The organism is Enterobacter sp. SA197, assembly GCF_054131575.1.
This window is the reverse complement of the sequence record NZ_CP096393.1, coordinates 4,787,420-4,810,691: the sequence shown is the minus strand read 5'-3', so window position 1 is coordinate 4,810,691 and position 23,272 is coordinate 4,787,420. Positions and strand designations below refer to the sequence as shown.

Annotated in this window: 19 protein-coding genes and 1 tRNA gene; 10 read left to right on the top strand and 10 right to left on the bottom strand. The window is 53.6% G+C overall.

Annotated elements, in window-relative coordinates; translation table 11 throughout:
- Positions 1 to 3 precede the first annotated feature (3 nt).
- On the bottom strand, positions 4 to 297 hold the full coding sequence (locus M1D91_RS22580; protein WP_437434089.1) for an HTH-type transcriptional regulator: 294 nt from the start codon (positions 295 to 297) through the stop codon (positions 4 to 6).
- 377 nt (positions 298 to 674) lie between these two features.
- Here M1D91_RS22580 and M1D91_RS22575 point away from each other — a divergent pair, with 377 nt between their 5' ends.
- A complete protein-coding gene (locus tag M1D91_RS22575) occupies positions 675 to 1,385 on the top strand; it encodes a DUF3053 domain-containing protein (RefSeq protein ID WP_437434088.1) in 711 nt (236 codons plus the stop codon).
- 57 nt (positions 1,386 to 1,442) lie between these two features.
- On the opposite strand, the gene ghrB is transcribed toward M1D91_RS22575, so the two are convergent.
- From ghrB to M1D91_RS22550, 5 genes are all read right to left on the bottom strand, one after another.
- Positions 1,443 to 2,417 (bottom strand): glyoxylate/hydroxypyruvate reductase GhrB, encoded by a 975-nt coding sequence (gene ghrB, locus M1D91_RS22570; RefSeq protein WP_437434087.1) that lies wholly within the window; start codon positions 2,415 to 2,417, stop codon positions 1,443 to 1,445.
- A 20-nt stretch (positions 2,418 to 2,437) separates the two neighbouring features.
- Entirely contained in the window at positions 2,438 to 3,724 is a 1,287-nt protein-coding gene (locus tag M1D91_RS22565) for an MFS transporter (protein WP_437434086.1), read from the bottom strand.
- Positions 3,725 to 3,890: 166 nt separating this feature from the next.
- The gene (locus tag M1D91_RS22560; protein ID WP_437434085.1) at positions 3,891 to 4,829 is read right to left on the bottom strand and encodes a sugar kinase; all 939 of its coding nucleotides are present in this window, start codon (positions 4,827 to 4,829) and stop codon (positions 3,891 to 3,893) included.
- 4 nt (positions 4,830 to 4,833) lie between these two features.
- Positions 4,834 to 5,583, bottom strand: coding sequence for a sugar phosphate isomerase/epimerase family protein (locus M1D91_RS22555; RefSeq protein ID WP_437434084.1), 750 nt, complete (start codon positions 5,581 to 5,583; stop codon positions 4,834 to 4,836).
- Between the two features lie 110 nt (positions 5,584 to 5,693).
- Positions 5,694 to 6,710 (bottom strand): LacI family DNA-binding transcriptional regulator, encoded by a 1,017-nt coding sequence (locus tag M1D91_RS22550; RefSeq protein ID WP_437434083.1) that lies wholly within the window; start codon positions 6,708 to 6,710, stop codon positions 5,694 to 5,696.
- Between the two features lie 195 nt (positions 6,711 to 6,905).
- Between M1D91_RS22550 and M1D91_RS22545 the strand changes: the two genes are divergently transcribed.
- Positions 6,906 to 9,254 (top strand): molybdopterin guanine dinucleotide-containing S/N-oxide reductase, encoded by a 2,349-nt coding sequence (locus M1D91_RS22545; RefSeq protein WP_437434082.1) that lies wholly within the window; start codon positions 6,906 to 6,908, stop codon positions 9,252 to 9,254.
- On the opposite strand, the gene M1D91_RS22540 is transcribed toward M1D91_RS22545, so the two are convergent.
- Positions 9,217 to 9,663, bottom strand: coding sequence for an N-acetyltransferase (locus M1D91_RS22540; RefSeq protein WP_437434081.1), 447 nt, complete (start codon positions 9,661 to 9,663; stop codon positions 9,217 to 9,219). The genes M1D91_RS22545 and M1D91_RS22540 overlap by 38 nt on opposite strands.
- Positions 9,641 to 10,222: a DNA-3-methyladenine glycosylase I gene (gene tag / locus M1D91_RS22535; protein ID WP_437434080.1), complete on the bottom strand. Its 582-nt coding sequence runs from the start codon at positions 10,220 to 10,222 to the stop codon at positions 9,641 to 9,643. Before tag ends, M1D91_RS22540 begins: the two co-directional genes overlap by 23 nt.
- Positions 10,223 to 10,380: 158 nt before the next feature.
- Between tag and M1D91_RS22530 the strand changes: the two genes are divergently transcribed.
- On the top strand, positions 10,381 to 11,070 hold the full coding sequence (locus tag M1D91_RS22530; protein WP_437434079.1) for an autotransporter domain-containing protein: 690 nt from the start codon (positions 10,381 to 10,383) through the stop codon (positions 11,068 to 11,070).
- A gap of 82 nt (positions 11,071 to 11,152) precedes the next feature.
- Here M1D91_RS22530 and M1D91_RS22525 read toward each other — a convergent pair whose 3' ends face one another.
- Positions 11,153 to 11,311: a hypothetical protein gene (locus tag M1D91_RS22525; RefSeq protein ID WP_437434078.1), complete on the bottom strand. Its 159-nt coding sequence runs from the start codon at positions 11,309 to 11,311 to the stop codon at positions 11,153 to 11,155.
- On the opposite strand from M1D91_RS22525, the gene M1D91_RS22520 reads away from it, so the two are divergent.
- The 3 genes from M1D91_RS22520 to M1D91_RS22510 all read left to right on the top strand — a co-directional run bounded on the left by M1D91_RS22520 (position 11,310) and on the right by M1D91_RS22510 (position 14,729).
- Positions 11,310 to 12,512, top strand: coding sequence for an L-lactate MFS transporter (locus M1D91_RS22520; RefSeq protein ID WP_437434077.1), 1,203 nt, complete (start codon positions 11,310 to 11,312; stop codon positions 12,510 to 12,512). The two genes, M1D91_RS22525 and M1D91_RS22520, sit on opposite strands and share 2 nt — an antisense overlap.
- Positions 12,513 to 12,880: 368 nt before the next feature.
- Complete coding sequence (gene eptB, locus M1D91_RS22515; RefSeq protein ID WP_437434076.1) at positions 12,881 to 14,563, top strand: kdo(2)-lipid A phosphoethanolamine 7''-transferase; 1,683 nt, start codon at positions 12,881 to 12,883, stop codon at positions 14,561 to 14,563.
- 89 nt (positions 14,564 to 14,652) lie between these two features.
- Positions 14,653 to 14,729: transfer RNA gene (locus tag M1D91_RS22510), tRNA-Pro, on the top strand.
- A gap of 1,767 nt (positions 14,730 to 16,496) precedes the next feature.
- Here the strand turns inward: M1D91_RS22510 and M1D91_RS22505 are convergent.
- Positions 16,497 to 17,282 (bottom strand): DeoR family transcriptional regulator, encoded by a 786-nt coding sequence (locus M1D91_RS22505; protein WP_437434472.1) that lies wholly within the window; start codon positions 17,280 to 17,282, stop codon positions 16,497 to 16,499.
- A 327-nt stretch (positions 17,283 to 17,609) separates the two neighbouring features.
- Between M1D91_RS22505 and rbsK the strand changes: the two genes are divergently transcribed.
- From rbsK to dppA, 4 genes are all read left to right on the top strand, one after another.
- A complete protein-coding gene (gene rbsK / locus M1D91_RS22500; protein WP_437434473.1) occupies positions 17,610 to 18,530 on the top strand; it encodes a ribokinase in 921 nt (306 codons plus the stop codon).
- Positions 18,531 to 18,560: 30 nt separating this feature from the next.
- On the top strand, positions 18,561 to 19,877 hold the full coding sequence (gene fucP, locus M1D91_RS22495; protein WP_437434474.1) for an L-fucose:H+ symporter permease: 1,317 nt from the start codon (positions 18,561 to 18,563) through the stop codon (positions 19,875 to 19,877).
- Between the two features lie 11 nt (positions 19,878 to 19,888).
- Positions 19,889 to 20,902, top strand: a complete 1,014-nt coding sequence (locus M1D91_RS22490; RefSeq protein WP_437434480.1) for an aldose 1-epimerase family protein — start codon at positions 19,889 to 19,891, stop codon at positions 20,900 to 20,902.
- A gap of 622 nt (positions 20,903 to 21,524) precedes the next feature.
- Positions 21,525 to 23,132, top strand: coding sequence for a dipeptide ABC transporter periplasmic-binding protein DppA (gene dppA, locus M1D91_RS22485; RefSeq protein WP_437434475.1), 1,608 nt, complete (start codon positions 21,525 to 21,527; stop codon positions 23,130 to 23,132).
- The last annotated feature ends 140 nt before the right edge of the window (positions 23,133 to 23,272 follow it).

Here is a 23,272-nt window from a genome sequence, read left to right as displayed (position 1 = left end):
CTTTTATTCCATCAACTGCTTACTGAGCGTCGGGTTCGAGTGGATCAGGCGCATCAGTTTCATCTCGGTTGCTGAGGGACGTACGCGTTTCGATTCCCATTCCTGGACCATCGTTACCGTCACTCCCATTGCACGAGCAAAGTCGTCTAACTTCAACCCAGTACCACGGCGTAGTTGTTCCAATTCATTGAATGTATTCGCCTTCTGGGTAAGGGTTACCGCTTGCGTTACATCTTTTTTAAAAACAATCTGTTCCAGACTGCTTAGCAGCTCAAACATCGGATCTTTATTCTCCATTGAGAACTCCTCAAAATCACACAGCGGATAGAGATACAGCATGAGTAAGAATAGTCGGTAAAACAGCGTGTGGAGGGTCTTAACAGAGATATATTGCAGGCTAAGGACCTTTTGATGTCTTCAGAATGCATATTCAAACGTTTCGCTGCATCTTAATTACTTGATTAAGAACAATCTGTGTTAAGTCCGTATTTTTTTGTAAATAGTTAGCAAAAAGTCGCATAAGCCAGGACTATATTCTGCGCGTCGATGTTGTAGTGGTTTCGTCAATAAGAATAGAAGGAAAAGGGTATCCTCTGAGGCCGTCCTGGACTATCCTTGTCAGCGTTGGGCACGCGGGTGCCGTCTTTGTTTTATATGGGTTAAAGGAGTTTAAAATGGCGACAGGAACGTCCTGTTCTCGCTGGTTTGCGCCACTTGCGGCGTTACTGATGGTAGTTGGACTGAGTGGGTGCTTTGATAAAGAAGGCGATCAGCGCAAAGCGTTTATCGATTTCCTGCAAAATAGCGCAATGCGCAGCAGCGAACGTCTTCCCGCGCTGACGGCTGACCAGAAAAAACAATTTGGTCCGTTCGTGTCCGATTATGCAATCCTGTATGGTTACTCCCAACAGGTGAACCAGGCGATGGATTCAGGTTTGCGTCCGGTTGTGGATAGCGTTAACGCGATCCGTGTGCCGCAGGATTATGTCACTCAGCGTGAACCGCTGCGTCAGGCCAATGGCTCTCTGGGTGTGCTGAGCCAGCAGCTGCAAAATGCAAAAATGCAGGCAGATGCCGCGCACTCTGCGCTGAAACAGGCAGACGATCTCAAACCTGTCTTTGATAAAATATATTCGAAGGTGGTCACCAACCCGGCTAACGCGCTGCAACCGCTGATCCCGGCGGCGCAAATCTTCACGCAGCAGCTTGTGCAGGTTGGTGATTTCATTGCGCAACAGGGTACGCAGGTCAGCTTTGTTGCAAACGGTATTCAGTTCCCGACCTCACAGCAGGCGAGCCAGTATAACACGCTGATTGGGCCGCTTGCTGCTCAGCACCAGGCGTTCACCCAGGCATGGACGGCCACCGTGAGCGCCACGCAGTAAGCGCTGCGACAATAAAAAAGAGGCGACCCTGTCGCCTCTTTTTTTATGCCTGCGTAATTATTTTGCTACGTCAGGATTCACGCAGTTCTTCTCAATGTTGCCGCTAAGGGCATCAATGAGATTATCGACGGCGCAGGCTGCCATACCGTAACGCGTTTCATGCGTGGCGGAGCCAATGTGCGGCAGTGCGACTACATTTGGCAGCGTGAGCAGCGGAGAGTCAGCAGGTAAGGGCTCTTTCTCAAACACATCCAGCCCGGCGGCATGAATTTCACCCTCTTTCAGTGCCTCGATCAGGGCATTTTCGTCGACCACCGGACCACGCCCGGCGTTGACGAAGATGGCGGACGATTTCATGAGGGCAAACTTCTCTGCATTAATCAGGTGGTGTGTCTCTTCGGTGTAAGGCAGAACCAGCACCACAAAATCAGACTCTTTTAACAGGGTATCAAGATCGCAGTAACGCGCCTGAAAGCGGGTTTCCGCCTCTTCATGCTGGCGGCGTGCGTGATAAAGAACCGGCATGCCAAAACCCAGGTGGGCGCGCTGGGCCACCGCCAGACCAATACGCCCCATGCCCACAATACCGACCGTTTTGTGATGCACATCGACCCCAAACCAATCCGGCCCAATGCCTTTGGTCCATTCGCCCTTTTTCACGCGCTCGGCCACTTCCACCACCCGACGAGCGGAGCTGAGCACCAGCGCCATAATGGTATCGGCCACGGTTTCGGTCAGCACGGTCGGGGTATGCATTAACACAATCTTTTTCGCATTCAGCGCGTCCATATCGAAGGCGTCATAGCCAACAGAGATAGTGGAGGCGGCACGCAGCTTCGGCATCTTCTCCAGCAGCGCACTTCCCACCTTCTCACTGGAACCCAGCAAACCCTCGGCATTCGCAAACGCATCGGCGTACTGTTCCACGGTTTCAGGACGCAGGTTCGGTACCTGCGTGAGGGTGAAATGTTCTTCCAGACGGCGTTGTAAATCTTCAGGCAATGCTTTGTACAGGATAATGGACGGCTTCATGAATTCTCCCTCGTGATGATTCAGGCGTGTCGTGCGCCCGTTGAAATCGTTTTATCGCTAACTGAAGTGGGCTTAACAATTAAAGTAAGCCATACAGAGGCAAAAAGCGCCACCCCCATAAAAATGTACGACGCAGACGGGCTACCGGTGGCGCCATTGAGGTAGCCGACAAACCAGGAGCCAAAGAACGAACCGAGCGCCCCCATACTATTGATGAGTGCCATTGCGCCGCCCGCCACGTTACGCGGCAGCATCTCGGGGATGATGGCAAAGAAGGGGCCGTAGGGGGCGTACATTGCAGCACCTGCCACCACCAGCAGGGTATAGGAAACCCAGAAGTGGTCAGCGCCCACGGCCCAGGAGCCGATAAAGGCCAGCCCGCCAATCAGCAACAGTGGCCAGACAAACAGCTTACGGTTTTGCAGTTTGTCAGAAGCCCATGAGGCAAGGATCATGGCAATGGTCGCGGCCAGATAGGGGACGGAGGAGAGCCAGCCCACTTCCACCATACCGAGATTCGTTCCACCGTTGCGCAGAATGGACGGCAGCCACAGTACGAAGCCGTATACACCAATACTCCAGGCAAAATACTGCATACACAGCAGGATAACGTTACGGGAGCGGAAGGCTTCACCGTAGTTACGTACTGCTTTAATACCCTGTTGTTCCTGATCCAGTTGTGCCTGCAGCGCAGACTTTTCATCGGCAGATAACCAGCCTACCTGCGCCGGTTTATCACGAACCAGCATCCACCAGGCGAAGGCCCAGATGATGGCCGGAACCCCCTCGATAATGAACATTTCACGCCAGCCAAGCGCCTGAATCAGATAGCCGGAAACCACCGACATCCACAGTACGGTGACCGGGTTACCCAGGATCAGGAAGGTGTTGGCACGTGAGCGTTCCGATTTGGTAAACCAGCTGCTGATGTAAATCAGCATTGCTGGCATGACCGCCGCTTCCACCACCCCAAGAATAAAACGAATGGCGGCAAGCATAGGAATATTGTTAACCATCCCGGTGAGAGAGGCGCACCCTCCCCAGAGGATCAGGCAGACGAAGATAAGCTTACGGACGCTGCGACGCTCTGCATAAATCGCGCCGGGGATCTGGAAGAAGAAATAGCCGAGGAAGAACAGGGCGCCTAACAGCGAGGAGACCCCTTTCGTGATCCCCAGGTCGTCGTTAATACCGGCAGCGGAAGCGAAACTGAAGTTTGCGCGATCAAGGTAGGCCAGACTGTAGGTGATGAAAACAATCGGCATAATGTAAAGCCAGCGTTTTGCTGCATTTGTCGAGCTTTTCATAAGAGAGCCTCTATGGTTGAGGTTTGTGCCGCCGGATGTAGGGTCGGGTGGCAGTGTTTTTTGGTGAGTAGGTGTCCCCCTCACCCCGGCCCTCTCCCCAGAGGGGCGAGGGGGAAAACATTCCCTCTCCCTTGAGGGAGAGGGTTAGGGTGAGGGTGTAAACGCGTCATTCCCCCAGTTGTTCCCGCGTGGGCAGCCCTTCGCTGTCACCCAGTACCTGGATGGCCAGAGCGCCAATTTTGTTACCGCGCTCTACGGCCTGATGCAGCGTTTTGCCTTCAAGCAGCGCGCTGATGACGCCAACGGCAAACCCATCTCCCGCGCCTACGGTGTCCACCACGTTGTCCACCTTCACCGGTGCGACCACTCCCTGTTCACCGCTGGCGGTTTTATACCAGGCGCCGTCCGGACCGGTTTTTATCACCACCGCTTTTACGCCGCGTTCAAGATAGAAATCAGCAATACCCTCCGGCGTTTGCTGTCCGGTGAGGATGACCCCCTCTTTCAGCCCTGGCAGCACCCAGTCGGCCTGGAAGGCGAGGCGATTTAATTTCTCCACCATCTCGGCTTCACTTTTCCACAGCACCGGACGCAGATTCGGATCAAAGGAAATCGTTTTGCCCTGCGCTTTCATGGTTGCTGCCGCATGTTCCAGCAGGACATAAGAGGTGGAAGAGAGTGCCGCCGCCACGCCACTCAGATGCAAATGACGCGCCCGCAGGAAGACGGCAGCATCAAAATCGTCGGTGGAGAGATGACTTGCAGCAGACCCTTTGCGGAAATACTCCACGATGGGATCGGTTCCATTTTCGGCTTTCGATTTCAGCTGATAGCCGGTTGCGAAGCGGCAATCCACGGTGACGCCGCTGGCATCAATCTTCTCTTTTTTCAACGAATTCAGGACGAAACGACCAAAGCTGTCATCACCCACGCGGCTTACCCAGCTCACGTTCATGCCCAGGCGGGCCAGCCCGGTAGCGACATTCAGCTCTGCGCCCGCCACGCGCTTCACAAAGTGTTCGGCATCGGCCAGGTCGCCGGTGTCGGTGGCAACGAACATGGCCATGGCTTCGCCAATGGTAATGACATCAAGCGGGTTGTGCATGGCGTTACTCCTCACGCAACAGGTTAACGTAGTGGCGGGTGACGGCGGTCAGGTCGCCTCCTTCGAGCGGAAACTCAATGCCGCGTGGGGCATCGGGCGGCAGCTGATCCAGCAATGCGAGCCAGCGGTCATCGGCCTTGTCGGGGGCCACTGCGCGAAACTTTTCCTGATGTGGCACCGCGGCCTTAACATGAATATAGCTCACGGCAGGAGCAAGCTGGCGCGCAGCCTCTTCCGGTGAATCGCCGACCCATAGCCAGTTACCGGTGTCGAACGTCAGCGTGACCGGGAGTTTGAGTACGCTGCAGGCGGCTTTAAAACGCTGCATCGGGGCAAGCTGTCCGCATTCGGTCTGATCGTTTTCCACCACCAGCGCCATACCGCTCTCTTCCAGCCAGTCGCACAGCTGCTCGAGCGCTGCTTTTTGCTGGTAGTGGCCCAGCGAGACTTTCAGCCACTGCGCCTTCAGGGTGCGGGCTTCTTCCAGCAGGTCAGGGAGGCGTGGGTTCAGCGAGCCATCTTGCAGGCACAATGGCTCGGGTGCGGAGTAACAGGCCAGCAGGTTATGGGCTTCGATAGCAAAGGAGAGTGAGGCCAGGTGGCTGAGCTCTTTCGGACTCAGCAGTTCACGACGAATTTCCACGCCGTCAGCGCCCGCTTCGGCGATGATCGGCAGAACAGCAAGCTGCCCACCGAGCGCGCGAATCTGTTCGTTGCCGTAGGCGGCGGTGACCACGATGATTTTTCTTTTCATCTTCCGGCTTCCTCAAAGTTAAAGACTGCATCTGCCTTTAACGCTAGATGGAACCGGTTCCAAAGAAAAGGTCACTATGTTGAATTTATGATCGTCATCACGAAGGTTAATTATCGTGCCGTGGAGCCACGGACGATGAGTTCGCCTGAAAATACCCGCTCACGCACGGTATCGCTTTTACCCTCAATACGTTGCACGACCTGTTCAACGGCGGCATAGCCAATCTGCCAGGTCGGCTGCTTTAAGGTGGTGATCCCAACACCTGCCAGCTCCGCCCACTCCAGCTCATCGAACCCAAGCAGACCGATGTCACTGCCCCAGTGCAGGCCAATACGTTTCAGTGAACGGGCGACCTGCAGAGTCAGTGCACCATTGGCAGAGATAACCGCTTTGCGCATCCCGCGATAGCGGGTGTGAAACTGGCGCAGGGTGTTATCCATCTGTTCTGCTTCGTGTAGCGGCACTTCGGCGTTTTCGGCCACCACACCGGGGTAGCGGGCAAGCGTAGCGCGAAAGGCAGACAACCGCTCGCGACGGGTATTGACGGTGCCCAGCGGCTCGCTCAGAAACAGCAGCGCCTCAAAACCCTGTTCAACCAGGTGCTCGGTGGCGGTGGTGGCCGCCTGGGTGTTATCCAGTCCGACCACATCACAGGCGAAATCGGGGATTTTACGGTCAATCAGCACCATCGGCAGGGAGGATTGTTGCAGGCGGTTCAGCCCCTCTTCACGCATGCCAACGGCGTTGACCACAATGCCTTCCACCTGGTAGCTTCGCAGCAAATCGAGGTAGTGCAGCTCCTGGTTGATTTCATTGTTGGTATTACAGACCAGCGGCGTGAAGCCCATTTCACGACAGGCGGCTTCGATGCCGCTCAGTACGTGCACTGAGTACGGATTCGTGATGTCGGCGATGATTAAACCAATCAGGCGGGTGCGCCCATGCTTTAGCCCGCGGGCCATCAGGCTTGGACGATAGTCGAGTTCAGCAATCGCGGCTTCAATACGCGCCAGCAGCGCCTCTGACAGCAGGTGTTTTTCGCCGTTCAGATAGCGTGAAATACTGGTTTTGCCCGTTTTCGCCGCTTTTGCGACATCGCTGATGGTCGGGCGCGTCGTTTTTGCCATGAATGCTTCCCTCGCCTGAAGAATGTGACCACACCATAGCGCGAAAATTGGTGCAGGCAAGGAGGAAATCCCGCTTATCGCCATGTGCGTTACCGTCATGACGTTTAATTCTTTGCCAATTGCCCGTGCCTGTGGATGATAGAGCACGACTTTCATCCTTCATAAGACTGCGGCATATACGCGGTCATCACCTGCATGCACCAGGAGCGCGCTTTGGCAAACTCTGTAGTTCAAACAATTCTGACGGCTGCCCACTGGGGGCCAATGCTGGTCGACACTGACGGCGAAACGGTATTTTCCTCACGCGGCGCATTACCGACTGACCATCCAAATTCACTACAAACTGCGGTGCGTGACCAGGTTCACAGCAAAACCCGCGTGCGTTTCCCGATGGTGCGTAAAGGTTTTCTGGCCTCCCCGGCGAGCCCGCAGGGTATTCGTGGGGAAGATGAGTTTGTCCGTGTCTCCTGGGACGACGCGCTCAGGCTGATTCATCAGCAGCATAAACGCATCCGCGAGCAGCATGGCCCGGCGTCGATTTTTGCCGGTTCTTACGGCTGGCGATCCAATGGCGTGTTGCACAAAGCCGCTACGTTACTGCAGCGTTATATGAGCCTTGCAGGAGGTTACACCGGCCATCTGGGGGATTACTCCACCGGGGCGGCGCAGGCGATCATGCCTTACGTGGTCGGGGGAAATGAGGTTTATCAGCAGCAGACCAGCTGGCCCCTGGTGCTGGAACACGCCGAGGTGGTCGTGCTCTGGAGCGCCAACCCGCTCAACACCCTGAAAATTGCCTGGAACGCCAGCGACGAGCAGGGTATTCCCTATTTTGAAGCACTGCGTAAAAGCGGTAAGCGGCTGATCTGCATTGATCCCATGCGATCGGAAACCGTCGACTTTCTTGGCGACAGCGTTGAATGGCTGGCTCCGCATATGGGTACTGACGTTGCGATGATGCTGGGCATTGCCCATACGCTGGTGGAAAACGGCTGGCAGGATGATGACTTCCTGCATCGCTGTACTGAAGGTTACCCCCTCTTTGCGCAGTACCTGACCGGCAGAAGTGATGGGGTTGCTAAAACAGCCGAATGGGCGGCCGATATTTGCGGCATTTCAGCGGCGAAAATCCGCGAACTGGCAAAACTTTTCCACGAAAACAAGACGATGTTGATGTCCGGCTGGGGCATGCAGCGTCAGCAGTTCGGTGAGCAAAAACACTGGATGCTGGTGACGCTCGCCGCCATGCTGGGGCAGATTGGCCTGCCAGGAACCGGGTTTGGGCTTTCTTATCACTTTGCCAATGGCGGCAACCCCACGCGGCGCGCGGCGGTGCTGGCCTCTATGCAAGGGGCAGTGAAAGGGGGCATTGAGGCGGTCGAAAAAATCCCGGTGGCGCGCATCATTGAAGCGCTGGAAAAGCCCGGTGCTTTTTATCAGCACAACGGAATGGATCGACATTTCCCGGATATTAAATTTATCTGGTGGGCGGGTGGCGCCAACTTTACCCATCATCAGGATACCAACCGTCTGATCCGTGCCTGGCAGAAGCCGGAGCTGATTGTAATTTCCGAATGCTTCTGGACGGCGGCGGCGAAACATGCCGACATCGTGTTGCCTGCCACCACCTCGTTTGAACGCAACGATATGACCATGACCGGGGATTACAGCAACCAGCACATGGTGCCAATGAAACGGGTGGTTGCCCCCCAGGGGGAAGCGCGTGATGACTTTGAGGTCTTTGCTTCTCTCAGCGAACTGTGGGAGCCGGGCGGACGCGAACGCTTCACCGAAGGGAAAACGGATCTGCAGTGGCTTGAAACCTTCTACAAGATAGCGGAGCAGCGCGGCGCGGCGCAGGGCGTGACCTTGCCACCCTTTGCGCAGTTCTGGGAAGACAATGCCATTATTGAAATGCCTGAGAACGCGCAGAACGCGACCTTTGTCCGTTTTGCTGATTTCCGCCGCGACCCGCAGGCACATCCACTGAAAACCGACAGTGGGAAAATTGAAATTTACTCCGCGCGCATCGCCGGGTTTGGCTACGCTGACTGCCCGCCACATCCGATGTGGCTTGAGCCAGATGAGTGGCATGGCAACGCCGAGGATGGACAACTCCAGGTGCTCTCGGCCCACCCGGCACACCGCCTGCACAGCCAGCTGAACTACTCCTCTTTGCGTGAGCAGTATGCCGTGGCGGGGCGTGAGCCGGTGACGTTACACCCCAGCGATGCGAAGGCGCGCGGAATTGCCGATGGCGATCTGGTGCGTGTCTGGAACCGGCGTGGGCAGGTGCTGGCGGGGGCGGTGGTAAGTGAAGGCATTAAACCTGGTGTTATCTGTATTCACCAGGGGGCATGGCCAGACCTTGATCGTGCCGAAGGTGGAATTTGTAAAAACGGTGCGGTTAACGTACTGACGAAAGATCTCCCCAGCTCGAAGCTGGGGAATGGCTGCGCGGGAAATACAGCCCTGGCCTGGTTAGAGAAGTACACCGGGCCTGTGCTTACGCTGACGGCGTTTGATCCGCCTGCCAGTTCATGATCCACGTCGGGGACTGGGTATCATCCTGCCAGGCGCTGTCTTCTATGCGAAAGCCCTGGGCATGATAGAAATTCACCGCCCTTTCGTTTTTCTGATAGACCTCAAGGCTTAAGGCACTAAAGCGCTGTTTGACATGTTCAAGCAGCGCTTTTCCAATGCCGCGCCTGAGCGCCGACGGTCGGACGAAAAGCGCACCGACAAACTGCGTCTCCATGATGCTGATAAACCCTTCAGGCCTGCTATCCTCCTCCCAGACCCACGTCTGCGCGCCCGGCAGATAGACCTCGCGTACCAGCTTTACGCTATCCAGCCAGTACGTTTCGGCAATAAAAGGATGTGCAAAGGTGGTGCTCTCCAGCCACAGCGTGAGAAGAGGGGTGAGATCGCTATTTTGCCATTTGCGGATCATGCTTTCCTCCGGGGTGGCAGATACAGCCTGCAATATGGTCGTTCACCAGACCGCAGGCCTGCATAAAGGAGTAACAAATAGTGGTGCCGACAAACTTAAAGCCGCGTTTTTTTAACGCTTTGGAGAGAGCATCCGACATTGAGGTGGAGGTCGGTAATTCACTGAGCGAGGTGGCGGTGGTCAATTGAGGCTCATTGTTAACAAATGACCAGACAAATTCGCGAAAAGGCTCACCGTTTTGCTCCATCGTAAGGTAGGCGCGTGCGTTACCTATGATGGCCTCGATTTTTCCGCGATGGCGGATGATCCCCGCGTCCAGCATCAGCCGTTCCACATCATCAGCTCCCATTGCCGCAACACGGTGCGGGTCAAACTGATAGAAGCATTTGCGGTAGTTTTCACGTTTTTTGAGCACCGTTATCCATGATAATCCCGCCTGCTGCCCTTCCAGGCAGATCATCTCAAAGAGTTTTTGCCCGTCCCGTTGTGGCACCCCCCACTCGGTGTCGTGGTAAGCGAGATAAAGGGGATCCTGAGTTACCCAGCCGCAGCGTTGCATATCCTTCTCCGTTGCTGATTTTGATCAAACTAATATGAGTGTGAACCTTGACGTACCTGTTAAAAAGACAATAGTTAATTAAGGGATTTTACCCGTCCACACTATTCATAAAACGATAACAACTATGCCGAATTCGGCTCTCTTCTGGAGTCGCGTTAATGAAAAGAAAGTACAGTGGCCGTTTCCTGGCAGTGGCACCTGCTTGCCTGCTTTTTAGCCATTCGGTATTTGCCTGGCAGCAAGAATATATCGCCCCTGACCTGCACAATAATATGGCGGAACGTTATACCTGGGACAGCGATCACCAGCCACGTTACGACGATATCCTCGAAGAGCGAATTCGCTCCTCCCAAAACAGCCCCGGTATGACGTTCAATTTACCGGACAGCACCCCTATGGATGCGACCAGCACCCTGAGCGTGGGCTGGAATATTCCTCTGATGAAAGGGGTGGTCACAGGACCGGTCGCGACCTGGCATTACGACGGTTCTGCTACCTCAACGTACAATGAGTTTGGCGACAGCGTAGTGAATAACCACTACAGCGATCCGCTCTGGCATGCCAGCGTCAGCTCTCTGGGGTGGCGTGTCGATACGCAAATTGGCGATCTACGTCCCTGGGCACAAATCAGCTATAACCAGCAGTTTGGGGAAAATGTCTGGAAAATTCAGTCCGGCCTGAATCGTCTCTCCGCCGCCAACCAGTATGGTAACTGGATGGATGTTACATTAGGGGCAGATATGCTGCTTAATCAGCATCTGGCGGCTTATGCCTCGATGTCTCAATCAGAAAACTGGATGCTCGGGCAAAATTACCTTTACAGCATGGGCGTCAGCGCACGCTTTTAATCCTTTAGCGCGCAGTTTTACAAATATTAAACAATGCTGCCGCCCCTCAGGCTGATAGTGCGTGCTAACTTACATTATAAATTCATGGCAATGATAATTCGTCGTGCCATTCATTCCCTCTCAGATGCATTTCATTCCTTCTCCGCCGCATTTCATGCCTTTTTAGCCCTGGCATGGCGTGCGCTTCGTTATCGTTGTTGGCAGTGAATTCCTTTACTTTCTTCTGCAGGACAACTGCCATGAAAACACCTTCTTCTCACCGTACTCGCTGGCTAACCCTTGTCGGCACCATCATTACGCAATTTGCATTGGGATCGGTTTACACCTGGAGCCTGTTCAATAGCGCGCTGGCGGAGAAGCTCGACGAGCCGGTCAGCCAGGTGGCGTTTTCCTTTGGCTTGTTAAGTCTTGGCCTTGCGATTTCATCCTCCGTTGCGGGTAAATTACAGGAGCGTTTTGGGGTTAAACGCGTGACGATGGCTTCCGGCGTGTTACTGGGCATCGGTTTTTTCCTGACGGCTCACTCCAGTAATCTGATGATGCTCTGGCTGAGCGCGGGCATCCTGGTCGGGCTGGCAGATGGCGCAGGTTATTTGCTTACCCTCTCTAACTGCGTGAAGTGGTTCCCGGAACGTAAGGGCCTGATTTCCGCCTTCTCTATTGGCTCATATGGTCTGGGCAGTCTGGGGTTCAAATTTATCGACAGCCACCTGCTGGCAACCGTCGGCCTGGAAAAAACCTTTATGATCTGGGGCATGATGGTACTGGTCATGATTGTTTTCGGCGCAACGCTGATGACCGATGCACCCCAGCAGAAAGTGGGGTCGGTCAACGGTGTCGTAGAAAACGACTTCACCCTGGCGCAATCCATGCGTAAACCGCAGTACTGGATGCTGGCGGTGATGTTCCTGACCGCCTGTATGAGTGGCCTTTACGTGATTGGCGTGGCGAAAGATATCGCGCAGGGCATGGTCCGTCTTGATGCGGCAACGGCGGCGAACGCGGTTACCGTGATCTCTATTGCTAACCTGACGGGGCGTCTGGTGCTGGGTATCCTGTCTGACAAAATCGCGCGTATCCGCGTTATCACTATCGGGCAGGTCATTTCCCTGGTCGGGATGGCAGCGCTGCTCTTCGCACCACTTAATGCTGCAACCTTTTTTGCCGCGATTGCCTGTGTAGCCTTTAATTTTGGCGGCACCATCACCGTGTTCCCGTCCCTGGTCAGCGAATTTTTCGGCCTGAACAATCTGGCGAAAAACTATGGCGTGATCTATCTGGGCTTCGGGATTGGCAGTATTTGCGGCTCCATTATCGCTTCCCTGTTCGGTGGCTTTTATGTGACCTTCTGCGTGATATTCATCCTGCTGATCCTCTCGCTGGCGCTTTCTACCACCATTCGTCAGCCGCAGCGCACCGTCTACAAACATGCACATGCATAATCGCTGAACCGCAAAAAAGCCGCCGCTCCTGCTGGCGGCTTTTTTATGCCTGCCGCGGCGTCAGGCACTTGCTTTGGACACTATTTTCGCTGCAAGCAACCGCCCCGTGGGAAGCGATGAAGAGAAGAAAAGTCAGCGAGGAGATGCTGTTAAAGATTTAAATGGCGAATAATCTGCTGTCGGTCATATATTTTTGTAAATAAATGACCTGATCGCATTACCGATAGACACTTTTTACCGCCCTTGTGGTCTACTTAGCCACGCATAAGAAGTTCCTCAATTAACTTCCCGCGTTGTATCTGTCTGCGAACGTCAAAAGTAGCGTAAGCACGGCGGTGTTATTCCCCCCTTTTTCCAGGGTTGCTTGCATGAGTTATATAAAATCAATGACTCAGCAGAGGCTTAGTTTTCTGCTGGCGTTGTATATCGGCCTATTTATGAATAGCGCAGTTTTTTTCCGTCGGTTTGACGGTTATGCGCAAGCGTTTACTGTCTGGAAAGGACTCTCTGCAGTAGTTGAACTGGTTGGCACTGTTTTAGTGACCTTCTTTTTATTACGGATGCTCTCATTATTTGGGCGTCGCATCTGGCGCGTACTGGCGTCGCTGGTAGTGATCTTTTCGGCGGCAGCCAGCTACTACATGACGTTTTTGAATGTGGTTATTGGCTACGGCATTATCGCATCGGTGATGACGACCGATATCGATCTGTCTAAAGAAGTGGTGGGATGGCAGCTTATTGCGTGGGTGGTCATCGTCAGCGTCTTACCGCTGCTCTCTATCTGGAACAATAAATCACGCTACACGCTGCTGCGCCAGCTCCGCACGCCGGGTCAACGGGTCAGAAGCCTGTCGCTGGTCATGGTTGCGGCACTGATGGTCTGGGGGCCTATTCGCCTGCTGGATTTGCAACAAAAGCACGAGGAGCGGACATCGGGCGTGGATATGCCAAGTTATGGTGGCGTGGTTGCAAACTCATACCTGCCGTCCAACTGGCTTTCAGCGCTTGGACTGTACGCCTGGGCGCAGGTGGATGAATCTTCAGATTATAAATCGTTGATTAACCCTGCTAAAAAATACACCTATGTCGCCCCAAAAGGGCTTGATGATACCTTCGTGGTGTTCGTGATTGGCGAGACAACGCGCTGGGATCATATGGGGATGCTCGGCTATTCGCGTAATACTACGCCGAAGCTGTCGCAGGAGAAAAACCTGGTCGCTTTCCGCGGTTACTCCTGTGACACCGCCACCAAGCTGTCACTGCGGTGTATGTTTGTGCGCGAGGGCGGGGCAGATGACAACCCTCAACGCACGTTAAAAGAGCAGAACATATTTGCCGTGCTTAAGCAGCTGGGTTTCTCTTCTGATCTGTATGCGATGCAAAGTGAAATGTGGTTCTACAGCAACACCATGGCGGACAACATTGCCTACCGCGAACAGATTGGCGCCGAGCCGCGTAACCGTGGCAAAAACGTGGATGACATGCTGCTGATTAATGAAATGCAGCGCTCGCTTGATAACAATATCGGCGGCAAGCATTTGATTATTATGCACACTAAAGGGTCGCACTTTAATTACACTCAGCGTTACCCACGCAGCTTCGCGCAGTGGAAGCCGGAGTGTGTCAGCGTTGATGATAAGTGCAGTAAAGAGGAGCTTATTAACTCCTTTGATAACTCCGTGACCTATGTTGACCACTTTATCGACAGCGTAATTGATAAAGTCCGCGACAAAAAAGCGATTGTTTTCTATGCGGCTGATCACGGTGAGTCCATCAACGAGAAGGAGCATTTGCATGGTACGCCGCGTAAAATGGCTCCGCCTGAGCAGTTCCGTGTACCGATGATGGTCTGGATGTCTGACAAGTATCTTGAAGACCCGGATAAAGCCAAAATGTTCGCGCACCTGAAACAGGAAGCGGATATGAAGGTGCCGCGTCGGCATGTTGAGCTGTACGATACCATTATGGGTTGTCTCGGATATACCTCGCCAGATGGCGGTATTAATGAGAATAACAACTGGTGTCGTTTGCCTTCAGAAACAGCAAAATAGGGTCTGATGGCTTTCTCACCAGTCAGCGGGCTTTTTTACATTAAGTGATTGACGATCGCGGGGCGGGGCAGTAAGATGCGCCCCGCATTCGGTGATTGGCGCAGCCTGGTAGCGCACTTCGTTCGGGACGAAGGGGTCGGAGGTTCGAATCCTCTATCACCGACCAAATTAAAAAAGCCTGCTCTTTGAGCAGGCTTTTTGCGTTCTGGGGCCTGGTGGCGGTCCGGCGGCTTGTTCTCTCCTTACGTTTATTGTTTCTCTCCCTGCGGGAGAGGGTCGAGCTGAGGGAGAATTGTGCGCGGTCACAAAGTATTCCTCTCCCTGAGGAAGAGGGTCAGGGTGAGGGGAACATTCCGCACGATTGCTCAAGGAGAGACTGTTGCGGATAGTGGAACAGCCCATGCAGGCTACGTGGAATGGTTCCGTTCACCGTAAGTTCATTTTTCTCTGAAGCCACCTCCCCCGTGAACGTGCAAGGGAGGCTCGCCGCCGCCTCCCTTGCAACCCGGGCTCCCGGCGAGGAAAATCGCCGCAGCGCGGTCCGTTCGTCTTATGCCGCCGTGCTGTCGGGTCGGGGACCAGCCTGCATCCCTGCAGGCTATCCCCTCCGCCCGCGTCCCTGCGGGCGGTCCCGGCCCGTCGTCAACGCCTCACCGATTTTCAGCCGGACCGCACCCCCCCCGCTGCACGCCACTGCGTTTCAACAGACACCGCATCGCTTTAATGACTTACAGACAGTGAAAATGGTCAGGTGTGGGGAGTCCGGCTGGAAACTGCCGACGCGTTTTCGCCGGACCGCAACCCCCTCGCTGCACGCCAGGGAGTTACAGATAAAAAGTCTTTGCTGTCAAAAGCCAAAAACCGCGCGGTGGGTCAGGTGTGGTGAGTCCGGCTGGAAACTGCCGACGCGTTTTCGCAGGGCCGCACCCCCCGCTGCACGCCACTGCGTTTCAACAGACACCGCATCGCTTTAAGGACTTACAGACAGTGAAAATGGTCAGGTGTGGTGAGTCCGGCTGGAAACTGCCGACGCGTTTTCGCAGGGCCGGGGCGACGCGCAGGGAGGCGCGGCGAGGGCGCGCGTTGCAGGGACGCTGCATCGCGCCCGGTCCCGGAAAGCCCGGAGAAATAAGCGGAGGGTCACCGCGAAGCGGCAGTTTTCGTGCCGGGAGCCGGGATTGTTAAGGGCGTGGCGGAGAACGCCCTTAACACGTTCACGGGGGAGGGTGCTGCATGGGAGTGCGGCATATGAGGTGAACGGAACGATTCCACCTGAGGTAAGCGGAACCCTTAGGGCCAGTCACCCACAGTCCCCTCACCCCGGCCCTCTCCCCAAAGGGGCGAGGGGGAAAAGCGTGCCCGGTTTAGCATGTGAGGTGAACGGAACCGTTCCACCAGGGGTAAGCGGAACCCTTAGGGCCAGTCACCCACAGTCCCCTCACCCCGGCCCTCTCCCCAAAGGGGCGAGGGAGAAAAGCGAGCCCGGTTTAGCATGTGAGGTGAACGGAACGACTCCACCAGAGGTAAGCGGAACCCTTCGGGCCAGTCACCCACGGTTCCCCTCACCCCGACCCTCTCCCCGAAGGGGCGAGGGAGAAAAGCGAGCCCGGTTTAGCATATGAGATGAACGGAACCCTTCCAGCGAGTCACCCGCAGTTCCCCTCATCCCGACCCTCTCCCCAAAGGGGCGAGGGAGAAAAGCGTGCCCGGTTTAGCACGTGAGATGAACGGAACCCTTCGGCCCAGTCACCCACGGTTCCCCTCACTCCGACCCTCTCCCCAAAGGGGCGAGGGAGAAAAGCGTGCCCGGTTTAGCACGTGAGATGAACGGAACCCTTCGGGCCAGTCACCCACAGTCCCCTCACTCCGACCCTCTCCCCAAAGGGGCGAGGGCGAAAAGCGTGCTCAACGTTGCGCTTGAGCACGTCATCCCTTACTCCCCCTCTGAATCCGGCGTAATCACTTTTACCGAGCCATTACGGCAATGCGCCGCATAATCTACCGGCAGCGGTCTGTCGCTAATCAACACATCAAACGCCGACAGCGGACCAATACTCGCGGGAGCCACTTCATCAAACAAGGCATGACGGGCGAGCAGAACCTTACGTAAACCACGATCCATGGCTTTGCGTTTGGTCGCCAGATCCTCAGGATTAAACCAGCTCACGCCAAAATGCTCATGCACGCCACTGGCGGAAATAAACACTTTACGGGGGTTAAGCGCATCAAGTGCAGAAGGATTATTGGTATCGTAAAAGGCATCACTTTTTGCGCGATAGGTTCCGCCGCACAGCACCGCCGTGGCATGAGGTTTCTCATTGAGGGCGACAAACACACGGTGTGAGTAGCAGATCCCGGTAAAGGTGATGTCGTCAGGGATCATACTGATGACCAGCGGCATTTCGGGGCCATTATCAAAGAAGACCAGGTCATTTTCGCTCACCAGCCCTGCCGCCAGAATCGCGACGGGTAAATCATCGCGGTGATGGGCGCGGTGAGCGGGCGCGGGTGCAGGGGAAGACGAGGCGGGTTTATTCACCATCACAATGTATCCACCGAGCAGGGTGAGCGGTAATGGTTCATCATCCTGACTGAGGTCGCGGCGGATGGTCATGACGGAGACTTCCAGCATGCGGGCCGCCTCTTTCAGATGGATGCGGTCAGTCTTCTTCAGCAGCTCCAGCAGACGCCGGATACGTTCTTTTTGCTTTGTTTCCATTCGCTTTCCCGCCTGTGGTCGTGCATATGTTCCATTAGTAACATTTTTGTGGCTTCAGGAACATCACCCTGGTGCACTACTATACTGCCCGGCCAGCCTAATTAAAAGTAGGATGACTGAGGTTTATCTTTAATTTTATTCTATATATTTCATATTCTTATGATTATTTTAATCATTCTTCCCACGATTAAACATATAAATACTGCCTGGTAATTAATCAAAAAAATGATCCTGTAATCGCGATCATAATCACAAATGATACGGAAGTAACATGCTAATGTTATTTTAATATCATTGTTGCGTGATTGTTTCTAAGAGGTAGTAAAAATGGATATCGCGGTTATCGGCTCAAACATGGTTGATCTCATTACTTACACCAATCAGATGCCGAAAGAGGGGGAAACACTCGAAGCGCCAGCGTTCAAAATCGGGTGCGGTGGTAAAGGGGCGAATCAGGCCGTTGCGGCAGCTAAACTCAACTCTAAAGTGTTAATGCTGACCAAAGTCGGGGACGATATTTTCGCGGATAACACCATTCGCAATCTTGAATCCTGGGGTATTAATACCACCTATGTTGAAAAAGTACCCTGTACCAGCAGCGGCGTGGCACCTATTTTTGTCAACGCTAACTCCAGCAACAGCATTTTAATTATCAAAGGTGCGAATAAATTTCTCTCGCCTGAGGATATCGACAGAGCTGCGGAGGACTTAAAAAAATGCCAGCTGATTGTCCTGCAACTTGAAGTACAACTGGAGACGGTATACCACGCGATCGAATTCGGCAAAAAACATGGCATAGAAGTGTTATTAAATCCGGCACCTGCATTGCGTGAATTAGATATGTCTTATGCCTGCAAGTGTGATTTCTTCGTGCCAAATGAAACCGAGCTGGAAATACTTACCGGTATGCCAGTGGATACCTACGATAATATCCGTGCAGCGGCCCGTAGTCTGCTCGATAAAGGGCTGAACAATATTATTGTTACCATGGGCGAAAAAGGGGCACTCTGGATGACCCGTGATAAGGAAGTTCATGTACCCGCGTTCAGGGTTAACGCTGTTGATACCAGTGGTGCGGGCGATGCATTCATCGGCTGTTTTGCCCACTATTATGTCCAGAGCGGCAATGTTGAAGCTGCGATGAAAAAAGCAGTCCTGTTCGCGGCATTCAGCGTCACTGGAAAAGGCACCCAGTCTTCTTATCCGAGTATTGAACAATTTAATGAATATCTGTCCTTAAACGAATAACAACCACCCTGCAAAGTAAAAGGTAGCACTATGAACGATAAAAACATCATTCAGATGCCCGACGGGTATCTGAATAAGACCCCTCTGTTCCAGTTTATTTTGTTATCCTGTTTATTCCCGCTCTGGGGATGCGCAGCGGCTTTAAATGATATTCTGATTACGCAGTTTAAAAGTGTATTTTCACTCAGTAACTTTGCCTCCGCATTAGTACAGAGTGCATTTTATGGTGGCTATTTCTTAATTGCGATCCCGGCCTCCCTGGTCATTAAAAAAACCAGTTATAAAGTGGCGATATTAATCGGCCTGACACTTTATATTGTCGGCTGTACGCTCTTTTTCCCGGCCTCGCACATGGCCACCTATACCATGTTCCTTGCGGCCATTTTTGCCATCGCAATCGGCCTGAGTTTTCTGGAAACTGCAGCCAATACCTACAGCTCAATGATTGGCCCGAAGGCACACGCCACGCTGCGCCTGAACATCAGTCAGACGTTTTACCCGATTGGCGCGGTAGCGGGCATCCTGCTTGGTAAATACCTGGTCTTTTCGGAAGGGGAAAGCCTGGAAAAACAGATGGCAGGGATGAATGCGGAGCAGATCCATAACTTCAAAGTACTGATGCTGGAAAACACCCTTGAGCCCTACAAGTACATGATCATGGTACTGGTGGTAGTGATGGTGCTTTTCATGCTGACCCGCTTCCCGACCTGTAAAGTGGCGCAGACGGCAAACCACAAGCGCCCGTCAGCAATGGAAACTCTGCGTTATCTGGCGAGCAATGGACGTTTTCGTCGCGGTATTGTGGCGCAGTTCCTCTATGTCGGTATGCAGGTTGCTGTCTGGTCTTTCACCATTCGCCTTGCCCTGGAGCTGGGTGACATCAACGAACGTGATGCCTCCAACTTTATGGTCTACAGCTTCATCTGTTTCTTTATTGGCAAATTTATCGCCAACATTTTGATGACGCGCTTCAACCCGGAAAAAGTGTTGATCTTATACTCCGTCATCGGCGCGCTGTTCCTGGCGTATGTGTCGCTGGCACCAAGCTTCAGCGCCGTCTATGTGGCTGTACTGGTGAGTGTGCTGTTCGGACCCTGCTGGGCCACCATTTATGCAGGCACGCTGAATACGGTGGATAACGAACATACCGAGATGGCAGGCGCCGTGATTGTGATGGCGATTGTCGGTGCGGCGGTCGTCCCGGCAATTCAGGGCTACGTGGCGGACATGTTCCACTCCCTGCAGCTCTCGTTCCTCGTTTCCATGCTGTGCTTTGTCTACGTTGGCCTCTACTTCTGGCGCGAAAGCAAAGTACGCAATGATGTGACCGAAGCGACGGCTTCTTAAGGAGAATCATGATGACAACGCGTCTTCCCTTATGGCGTTCACTGTTTACAGAACAGCCACGCATCCTGCTGGAAAACAGCGACTTCAGGGTGAGTGCCTTTCGCTATGCCAGCGGTGTGGAAGGGCTGAAAGTGCAGAACAGCCGTGGTCATCTCGTCATTCTGCCCTGGATGGGGCAGATGATTTGGGATGCCGAATTTGACGGCCATGATCTGACTATGCGCAACATGTTCAGCCAGCCAAAACCAGCAACGGAGGTGGTGGCAACCTACGGCTGCTTCGCTTTCCACTCCGGCTTGCTGGCGAACGGCTGCCCGTCACCGGAAGATACCCACCCCCTGCACGGCGAGATGGCCTGTGCCGCGATGGACGAGGCCTGGATCGAGATTGACGAGGAGAGCCTGCGCATTAGCGGGCGCTATGAATATGTGATGGGTTTTGGTCATCATTACCAGGCCCGGCCCGGGGTAGTCCTGCGTAAAGCGAGCGCATTGTTTGATATTGAGATGGCGGTGACCAACCTGGCTTCAGTGGCCATGCCGCTACAGTACATGTGCCATATGAACTATGCCTATGTGCCAGAGGCGACCTTCAGCCAGAATATCCCGGATGAGGCTTTAACGCTGCGCGAGTCGGTGCCGGCACACGTGAAGCCCACCGAACAGTGGCTGGCCTTCAACCAGCGGATTTTACAGGGAGAAGCGACCCTGACCAGGCTGAACGAGCCGCAGTTCTACGATCCGGAAATCGTCTTCTTTGCCGATAAACTGGACGACATTACTGAAACGCCGGAATTTCGCATGACGGCGCCGGATGGCACGACGTTCATGACCCGGTTCTCAAGTGCCGAACTGAATTACGTTACCCGCTGGATCCTGTATAACGGCGATCAGCAGGTGGCAGCGTTTGCGCTGCCGGCGACCTGCCGCCCGGAGGGGTTTCTTGCCGCTCAGCGTAATGGCTCATTAATCGAACTGGCACCCCAGCAGACTCGCTCGTTTACGGTTACTACCGGCATTGCTTAATGGCGTTCAGCTAAGGGTTTTGCCCGGCGAATGTTACTTTTCTCACATCGCCGGGCGAAAAAAGTCCCATTTTTTAACCCAACGTTAACCTTATTTCTCCCTGTCAGGTCACTGTTTTGTGACATATTCCATTGTATTTTTTTATATATAGTTAAATCTTTTTTCGCGTTGCTTATGGATAGCGGCAGCATTTTACGCTGTGCGTTTTAACGTTCGCGGTATTTATCGCTCACATATTCAGCATTTCGTCAGAAATTTTTCATTATCTGTACAAACGATAAACACCATAGAGAGTAAATTCTTAAGGGCATTATTCTGCTTTGTGGCCTGTAGCACAAATTTACCTGCTGAAAATAGTGGCCTGAAGTTTTTTTTAACTTTGTTTGTTGATTCGCATCAATGATGTAAATCCCCGTTACCTGTATTGACGTTTTGACATTCTATTGACAGATTGTAGGGCATGAGGGGCATTTCATGGAGAATCTGCACTGCAACTCAGTCAACCTCGTGAAAGGATTTCCCATCTCTCATAACTGCCGATAAGTCCAGGTAAAAAATAAATAAAGGCCTGTCGGATAACCCTTCGCAAGGGTAACAACACATATCACATTGGAGCAGAATAATGAGTATTTCCTTGAAGAAGTCAGGGATGCTGAAGCTCGGTCTTAGCCTGGTGGCGCTGACCGTGGCTGCAAGCGTGCAGGCAAAAACCCTGGTTTATTGTTCAGAAGGATCCCCTGAAGGCTTTAACCCACAGCTTTTCACCTCTGGTACAACTTACGATGCAAGCTCGGTGCCGATTTATAACCGTCTGGTTGAATTTAAAACCGGTACTACCGAGGTGATTCCTGGCCTGGCTGAGAAGTGGGAAGTCAGCGAAGATGGCAAAACCTACACCTTCCACCTGCGTAAAGGCGTGAAGTGGCAGGACAACAAAGCATTCAAACCGACGCGTGAATTCAACGCGGATGACGTGGTTTTCTCCTTTGATCGTCAGAAAAACGATCAGAACCCGTATCACAAAATCTCTGGCGGCAGCTATGAGTACTTCGAAGGCATGGGCCTGCCTGATCTGATAAGCGAAGTGAAGAAAGTGGACGACAATACCGTTCAGTTCGTCCTGACCCGCCCGGAAGCGCCGTTCCTGGCAGACCTCGCGATGGACTTCGCCTCCATTCTTTCCAAAGAATATGCTGACAACATGCTGAAAGCCGGCACGCCGGATAAAGTGGACCTCGACCCGATTGGTACTGGTCCGTTCCAGCTGCAGCAATACCAGAAAGACTCCCGTATTCTGTACAAAGCGTTTGAAGGCTTCTGGGGCACCAAGCCGAAGATTGATCGCCTGGTCTTCTCCATCACGCCTGACGCCTCCGTACGTTATGCCAAACTGCAGAAAAATGAGTGCCAGGTTATGCCGTACCCGAACCCGGCTGACATTGCACGTATGAAGCAGGACAAAAACATCAACCTGCTGGAGCAGGCGGGTCTGAACGTCGGCTATATGTCCTTTAACACCGAGAAAAAACCGTTTGATGACGTGAAAGTGCGTCAGGCGCTGACTTACGCGGTGAACAAAGAAGCTATCATCAAAGCGGTTTACCAGGGTGCTGGCACCGCGGCGAAAAACCTGATTCCACCAACCATGTGGGGCTACAACGACGACGTTAAGGATTACACCTACGACGTTGAGAAGGCGAAACAGCTGCTGAAAGAGTCTGGCCACGAGCAAGGCTTCACCGTTGAGCTGTGGGCCATGCCGGTACAGCGTCCTTACAACCCGAATGCTCGCCGTATGGCTGAGATGATTCAGGCTGACTGGGCGAAAGTGGGCGTGCAGGCTAAGATCGTCACCTACGAGTGGGGCGAGTACCTCAAGCGTGCGAAAGCTGGCGAACACCAGGCTGTGATGATGGGCTGGACCGGCGACAATGGGGACCCGGATAACTTCTTCGCCACCCTGTTCAGCTGTGCGGCTGCGAAAGATGGCTCCAACTACTCTCGCTGGTGTTACAAGCCGTTTGAAGATCTGATTCAACCGGCACGTGCGACCGACGACCACAACAAACGCATCGAACTGTACAAACAGGCTCAGGTAGTAATGCATGACCAGGCGCCGGCGCTGATCGTGGCTCACTCCACCGTGTATGAACCAGTGCGTAAAGAAGTGAAAGGCTATGTGGTTGATCCGCTGGGCAAACATCACTTCGAAAACGTGTCAGTCGAATAATAAGTCGTATTTTCTCCCTCTTCTGTTGGGAGAGGGCAGGGGTGAGGGCTTTGTATGCTTCCCCTCACCCTACCCCTCTCCCTTTGGGAGAGGGAATTTACATTTGTGAGCAATACAGACCACAGCCCCTGGTTGTGCGT